This is a genomic window from Nocardia altamirensis NBRC 108246 (genome assembly GCF_001612685.1).
In the GTDB taxonomy this organism is placed as follows: domain Bacteria; phylum Actinomycetota; class Actinomycetes; order Mycobacteriales; family Mycobacteriaceae; genus Nocardia; species Nocardia altamirensis.
In genome coordinates, this window is the sequence record NZ_BDAY01000023.1 from 38,902 (window position 1) to 45,899 (window position 6,998).

Consider the following 6,998-nt stretch of genomic DNA (forward strand, 5'->3'; position numbering starts at 1 on the left):
CGCCAACCACGCGCGCTGGCCTGGCACTGCCTGTCGCCCGTGCAGGCGACTTATCCTGTTGCGCCTAACTCAGCCGCAGGTTTCCCGTTGCTCGCACAGCCATTTCCAGGTCTCCGCAACGGTTTCCACGACCACGCCACCGGCCGGGAGCGCAGGCCGATCGATCATGACGACCGGCAGGCCCGCCGCGCGGGCCGCGGTCAGCTTGGCGTCGGTCTGGTCGCCGCCGCTGTCCTTGGTGACGACGACATCGATGCGCCGGTCTGCCAGCAACCGGGCTTCGTCCTCGACCGTGAAAGGCCCACGCGCCAGCAGCAATTCGTGCTGCGGCGGCAGCGGACCGTCCGGTGGATCGATGGCGCGAATCAGGAACCACGCGCGAGTGGATCCGGCGAAAGCACCGACACCCTGGCGACCGATCGTCAAGAACACCCGGTCACCCAGCTCTGCGGCGGTTTTCGCGGCAGCGGCGAGATCAGGCACCCGGAACCAGCGGTCGCCCGGCTGTGCCGACCACGACGGCCGCCGCAGGTGCACCAGCGGCAGCCGCAGATCCGCCACTGCCGCGGCGGCATTCGCGCTGATGGTGCCCGCGAACGGATGGGTGGCGTCGACCACGACGGCGATCCTGTTCGCCGCCAACCATTCCCGTAGGCCGTCGACCCCACCGAAACCGCCGACGCGGACCGCGCCGTCCGGCAGCATGGGGTCACGAACACGTCCGGCGAGCGAGGAAACGATGTCGAATCCTGGCTCGCCGGAAGCGATATGGGCGAGTTCTCGGGCTTCCCGAGTGCCGCCCAGAATCAAGGTTTTCAGGGCTGACCGCTGAAGTAGGCGATGCCTGCGTTCAGCAGCGACGGTCCGCCCGCGACGGCGAGGCCGATGAGCGCGCCGAGCACGACACCGGGAATGAGCCCGACACCGAAGAACAGCAGACCGACGGCGGCGCCGATCAGGCCGCCGACCACCGCGCCGAGCGATGCGCGCTGCAACTCGGCGAAGAACCATTCCTGCGCGCCGATGAACTCGGCGGCGGCAGGCGCGTTCGCGGCAGGCGCGACCTGCGGGGTCAGCGTCAACTGCTTGGCGTCATCGGCGATGACCGCGGCGATCTGCACCGGCTGGCCCTTGGCCGTCGCGGTGAGCGGAATGGTGGTGACGGTCTCGCCTGCGACGTTCTTCAGCGTGACCGACTGCTTGTCGGCGTCCAAGCTGAACGCACCGCCGGTGACGCTGGTGACCAGAGACTTGCCCGCGTCGGCGATAGCCAACGCGTACTCGACGCCGTGGTCCTGTCCTTTGACGGTGGTCACCGCCGGGGCCTGGTCCTGCACTGCGGGCGGCACCGGCGCCGGCCCGGCATAGGCGGTGCCCGCGGTGACGCCGGTGGCGGCGACGGCCAAAAGTGCAGTAGCAGCGAACTTCTTGTACTTCATCTATCTCCCCATCGGGAACCGGAACTCCGATCATGACCGGATCTGGCCCCCGACCCTACCTGCCGCCATGAACCGGTTTCAGCCGTGGACCTCATTTTGCGACCCAGCTTTGTGCATTTTCACTACAGACCATTGCGTAACCGGCAGCTGTGGGCGCCACGTCGTGAATGATCCCAGTGGCTCCGCGCGGTAGATCTGAAATTTCCGCAGTGTGCCGCCGTAGGTGGAAGCCAAGTGCAGCAGCAAAGATTCGGATTCTGCGGTCACGGCGTTCACGACCAGCCTGCCGCCGGGGCGCAGTGTGGACCAGCAAGCCTCGAAAATGCCGTCGGTGGTGAGGCCGCCGCCCACGAAAATCGCGTCCGGTGGCGCTGATTCAGCTCCGCTCAGCTCGGCGAGCACCTCGCCGCGTACGACAATGTTCGGGACACCGAGCGTCGCAGCGTTTTCGGCGATCTGCTGGCGGCGGTGTTCCAGTCGCTCGAAAGTGACCGCACGGCAACTGGGGTGGGTGCGGCACCATTCGATCGCGATGCTGCCCGATCCGCCGCCGATGTCCCACAACAGTTCTCCCGGTGCGGGCGCGAGGGCGGCGAGCGTCAAGGCCCGCACTTCGTTCTTGGTGAGCTGGCCGTCGCCGCCGAACAGTTCATCCGGCAGACCTGGCACGCGCGTCGCGCGGAACTGCCCTGGCTCGGCGACGCATTCGATCGCCACGATGTTCAACGGGTCGCCCGCAGGCCGCTGCCACTGCTTCGCGATGCCCGCGTCGACGCGCTCGGCCGAACCGCCGAGCTGCTCGAGCACCGTCACCGTGGAATCGCCGAACCCATTGCTTACCAACAACTCCACCAACTGGCCCGGTGTCCGCTCGTCCGCGCTGAGCACCAGCACCTTTCGCCCGTCGATCAACTCGGGTAGCACCGTCGCCAACGCCCGGCCCACCACGCTGACCACGGGCGTCTCCGCGAGACCCCAGCCGAGCCGCGCGCACGCCAGCGATGCCGACGACGGTTGCGGCAGCACCCGCAACGCATCCGCGCCCAGTAGCCGCGCCAGCGTGACCCCGATTCCGTAAAACATCGGGTCACCGCTGGCCAGCACACAAATCCGCGCGCCCGCATGCCGTTCGAACAGTTCGGGGAGGGCGGGCAGCAGCGGTGAGGGCCATGCCACATGCTCCCCTGTCGCATCCGCCGACACCAATGCGAGCTGTCGCGCCGACCCGAAGATCACCTCCGCCGCCGCAACCGCCTCGCGTGCCGCCCGCCCGAGCCCTGCGAAGCCGTCGGCCCCGATACCCACCACGAAAACCGGTGGGCCGGAATTCGTTCCGGTCACCGGGGCATCCGACGCCAGATCGCTTGGGGCGTAAGGCGCATGGCGAAGAAGACCAGCCGCAGGATGCCAGGCACGACAACGACTTCCGCGCGCTTGTGCAAGCCCTTGACGACAGCGGCTGCCACCTGGCCCGGGGTGCTGGAAAAGGGTGCGGGGTCCATGCCCTCGGTCATCTTGCCGATCACGAAGCCGGAACGGACAAGCAGGAGATGAACACCGCTGCCGTGCAACGCATCCATGAGTCCGCTGGCGAAGCCGTCGAGACCTGCCTTCGCCGAGCCGTACACGTAGTTCGCGCGGCGAACCCGAACGCCCGCTATCGAACTGAACACCACGAGCTGCCCGGCGCCCTGGGCGCGAAGCATATTCGCGAGCGTGGTGAGCACGCTGACCTGAGCGACGAAGTCGGTGTGCACCACGGCCATCGCGTGTGCCGGGTCCTGTTCGGCACGAGCCTGATCCCCGAGAATCCCGAACGCGAGCACCGCGACCCCGATCGGCCCGTGCTCACTCGCGATCTTCTCCAGCAACGCCGGATGTCCGGCCGTTTCATCGGCATCGAACTCGACGACGTGCACCGCAGCGGCCCCCGCCGCCACGATCAGCGCACTCTCCTGCGCCAACTCCCCACTGCGCCGCGCCGCGAGGATCACCACCCGGCCCGGCGCCAACCGCCGCGCCACCTCGAGCCCGATCTCGCTGCGCCCGCCGAGCAGCAACACTGCTCCCTCGGCAATCCCTCGCAATCCCATGCCCCCAGTCTGTCAGCCCGGTGCCCAGCGCTACGGTCTGGGGATGCCGACGAAGACTGTCGATCTTTCTGCCGCCGCGCTCGAGTTCGTCACCGAGCGGCACCTGGCGACATTGACCACGCTGCGGGCCGACGGGACGCCGCACGTGGTCGCGGTGGGGTTCACCTGGGATCCCGAGTCTCGGATCGCGCGGATCATCACCGACGGCGGATCGGCGAAGGTGCGCAACGTCCGGCGCGGCGGGTACGCGGCCGTCAGCCAGGTGGCCGGGCCTCGATGGCTCACACTCGAGGGCACCGCGACGGTCCTCGACCAGCCGGAGGACGTCGTCGAGGCGGAGCGTCGATACGCGGGCCGCTACCGCGTACCCCGCGAGAACCCGACCCGAGTGGTCATCGCCATCGCCGTGCAGCGCGTGCTCTCCAGTCGCACCCTCGCCGCCGCACCGGCGGACATTGCCGCCCCGCAGGAGTAGGCCGAGCCCGCCGTAGCCTGACTCTCCACCGGGGTTCGCCGTCCAAAACACCGCTGCACCAAGCATGGTAGATCCGTTGCCGCGTAGATCGGTCGCCACGCCCGACTCGACCGTTGCCTCCGTAGCGCTTTCGAGTTCGCGCATGCTCCGATCCGGCGTGGCAGTTTCGGAGTTCGCCCGCACTCCGGTTGTCCCGGAACGCACGCGAACCCCGAAACGTGGTGCAGGGGGCCGGGTTACAGGACCGTCAGACCATGCGGCCGCTGATTCATCGACTCGCAGCCGTCCGCGGTGACGACGACGATGTCTTCGATCCGAGCGCCCCAGTTGCCGCGGAAGTAGATGCCTGGCTCGATGCTGAAGGCCATCCCCTCCTGCAAGACAAGGTCGTTGCCTTCGACGATGTAGGGCTCCTCGTGCACCGACAGCCCGATGCCGTGCCCGGTGCGATGCACGAACGCTTCGCCTAAACCGGCTTCCTTCAACAGGTTTCGGGCGGCAGCATCCACCGATTCAGCGGTGACACCCGGTCGCGCCGCGGCGACCGCGGCAGCCTGGGCCTGCTCGAGGACCGCGAACTGGGCGGCGATTTTCGGGTCCGGCTCGCCGAGCGCGTAGGTGCGGGTCGAGTCCGAGTAGTAGCCGGGCTGCACCGGGCCGCCGATGTCGATGACGACCACGTCGCCTGCTTCGATGCGCCGCTCGGAGTCGTGGTGGTGCGGGTCGGCGCCGTGCGGTCCGCTGCCGACGATGACGAAGGCGGCCTCGAGGTGCCCCTCCTCGACAATGGCCGCGGCAATATCGGCCCCGACCTCGGCTTCGGTCCGACCGACCTGCAGGAACTCACCCATCCGCGCGTGCACCCGATCGATGGCCGCGCCCGCTCGGCGCAGCGCGTCGATCTCGGCGGCATCCTTGATCATGCGCATCTCGCGCAGCACCGGAGTGGCGGAGACAGGCAGGCCGCCGAATGCGTTGGCCAGCGGGATCAGATGCAGGGCAGGCATCGCGTCGGCGACCGCCACCCGCGAGCCTGCGTGCAGCGCGGACTTCACGATGCCGTACGGATCGGTGCCGTCGACCCAGTCCAGCACCTGCAAGCCGAGCTCACCCGCCGCGGAACCGGCGAGCGAAGCCAGCTCGAGCTTGGGAATGACAACAGACGGGGTTGCGCCGTCGGCGGGGATCACCAGGCAGGTCAACCGTTCGAACGATTCGGCGGCGGATCCGATCAGATACCGCAGATCCGGGCCGGGAGTGATCAGCAAGGCGTCCAGATGAGCGGCCCGCATCAGCTCCACCGCCCGTTCCAAACGCCCACCGTAAACATCCGCCGCGAACCTGGAATCCGTATGCGAGCTCATTCATCCGACGTTACCTGCCCCACCCGCCGCCACGAACTCGAACTCCTGGCAGTCGGTCTGTAATCCGAGACTTGTCGGGCGCGGGAGGTAGCCTCAGCGCGTGACCTCAAACGCCGGTGGACCGCTGCTGCTCCTGGATGGGGCGAGCCTGTGGTTCCGTGCCTTTCACGCGATTCCCGAGAAGATCACCGCGCCCGACGGCCGGTCGGTGAATGCGCTGCGCGGGTTCACCGACATGGTCGCCTCGCTCATCACCAAGCACGCGCCGAGCAGGCTCGTGGTGTGCCTCGACCTGAACTGGCGTCCGACGTTCCGGGTCGACCTGGTGCCGTCCTACAAGGCGCATCGGCTCGACACGTCGGCGGACGCGGGACCCGGTGCCGAAGTGGTGCCGGACACGCTGACCCCGCAGGTCGACATGATCCTCGAGGTGCTGGAGGCGGCAGGCATCGCCACCGGCGGCGCCGACGGGCTCGAAGCCGACGACGTGCTCGGCACCCTCGCCACCCGTGAACGCACCGACGAAGTCGTGGTGGTCAGCGGCGACCGCGATCTGCTCCAACTCGTCCGCGACACGCCCGCCCCGCCCGTGCGGGTGCTCTACGCCGGGCGCGGACTTGCCAAGGCCGAACTGTTCGGCCCCGCCGAGGTTTCCGTCAAATACGGTGTGCCGCAAGAGAATGCAGGTCGCGCCTACGCCGACCTCGCCACCCTGCGCGGCGACGCCTCGGACGGCCTGCCCGGCGTCGCAGGCATCGGCGAAAAATCCGCATCCCTGCTGATCTCCCGCTTCGGTTCCCTCGAGGCGCTGGTCGCCGCCGTCGACGACCCCGAAGCCGACCTCGCCCAAGGTATTCGCGCGAAACTCCGTGCCGCAGAAGACTATTTGAAGGCGGCCGCCCCGGTAGTCCGCGTCGTCTGCGACGCCGACGTCCACCTTTCGCGCTCCGACATCCTCCCAACCACCCCCGCCGACCCCACCCGCCTCCGGGCCCTCGCCACCGCGTACAACGCCGAAAGCCCCATCACCCGCCTCACCACCGCCCTCAACGCCCGCACTGCCTGATCCAGTCCGCCGAACTGGGCAAGTAGGCAAGTAGGCAAGTAGGCAAGTAGGCAAGTAGGCAAGTAGGCAAGTAGGCAAGTAGGCAAGTAGGCAAGTATCGCGGGCAGCCGCATTCCGAATGGCGGGCTCCGGGCAGGGTGGACGACGAGCCGGACAAGCCGAGCGGCGAACGCAGCGTTGGCACGCTCGACCAGGGCAGGCCGGACGCCGGACAGGCCGCGCCGGACGGCTGGGCAGAGCAAGACGAACGGCGGGCGCACAGGCAAGCCAGACGGTGAACGCCGGGCCGGTGGGTGGACGGGCATGCCGAACCCGGTAGCGGATCGCACGGCTGGCCTGCTCACGCAGTACGGCCGACCCGAGTGGGCATCACCGAGCCAAAACCGGCGTGTCGCCCCGACCATGTCCCGTTCACCGACCAAGGCGTGCACGAACGGGACACCATCGAGAAATCCCTTTGCTCGATCGATAACTAACTGTCCAACAACGACATCCGACGCTTCCAAAGGGTTTCTACGATCGAAACCCGCCCCTTCCTCTTGGTCCACCCCACTTCTGGAG

At 68.1% G+C, this 6,998-nt stretch carries 7 protein-coding genes; 2 read left to right on the top strand and 5 right to left on the bottom strand.

All coding sequences use genetic code 11. From position 1 onward, the window contains the following. Window positions 1–69: 69 nt before the first annotated feature. From NA11_RS15345 to dprE2, 4 genes are all read right to left on the bottom strand, one after another. Window positions 70–819 carry a cobalt-precorrin-6A reductase gene (locus NA11_RS15345; RefSeq protein ID WP_069162573.1) on the bottom strand — a complete coding sequence of 250 codons (750 nt, stop codon included), beginning with the start codon at window positions 817–819 and terminating at the stop codon, window positions 70–72. Beyond that, complete coding sequence (locus tag NA11_RS46620) at window positions 816–1,439, bottom strand: DUF8020 domain-containing protein (RefSeq protein WP_069162559.1); 624 nt, start codon at window positions 1,437–1,439, stop codon at window positions 816–818. Before NA11_RS46620 ends, NA11_RS15345 begins: the two co-directional genes overlap by 4 nt. Window positions 1,440–1,517: 78 nt before the next feature. Further along, window positions 1,518–2,780: a precorrin-6y C5,15-methyltransferase (decarboxylating) subunit CbiE gene (gene cbiE / locus NA11_RS15355; RefSeq protein ID WP_245745892.1), complete on the bottom strand. Its 1,263-nt coding sequence runs from the start codon at window positions 2,778–2,780 to the stop codon at window positions 1,518–1,520. After that, a complete protein-coding gene (dprE2, locus tag NA11_RS15360; RefSeq protein ID WP_069162561.1) occupies window positions 2,777–3,532 on the bottom strand; it encodes a decaprenylphospho-beta-D-erythro-pentofuranosid-2-ulose 2-reductase in 756 nt (251 codons plus the stop codon). Before dprE2 ends, cbiE begins: the two co-directional genes overlap by 4 nt. 43 nt (window positions 3,533–3,575) lie before the next feature. Between dprE2 and NA11_RS15365 the strand changes: the two genes are divergently transcribed. Then, window positions 3,576–4,007, top strand: a complete 432-nt coding sequence (locus tag NA11_RS15365; protein WP_069162562.1) for a PPOX class F420-dependent oxidoreductase — start codon at window positions 3,576–3,578, stop codon at window positions 4,005–4,007. Between the two features lie 236 nt (window positions 4,008–4,243). Here NA11_RS15365 and NA11_RS15370 read toward each other — a convergent pair whose 3' ends face one another. Then, a complete protein-coding gene (locus tag NA11_RS15370) occupies window positions 4,244–5,371 on the bottom strand; it encodes a M24 family metallopeptidase (protein ID WP_069162563.1) in 1,128 nt (375 codons plus the stop codon). Between the two features lie 100 nt (window positions 5,372–5,471). Between NA11_RS15370 and NA11_RS15375 the strand changes: the two genes are divergently transcribed. Next, on the top strand, window positions 5,472–6,437 hold the full coding sequence (locus NA11_RS15375) for a 5'-3' exonuclease (protein ID WP_069162564.1): 966 nt from the start codon (window positions 5,472–5,474) through the stop codon (window positions 6,435–6,437). Window positions 6,438–6,998: the final 561 nt, after the last annotated feature.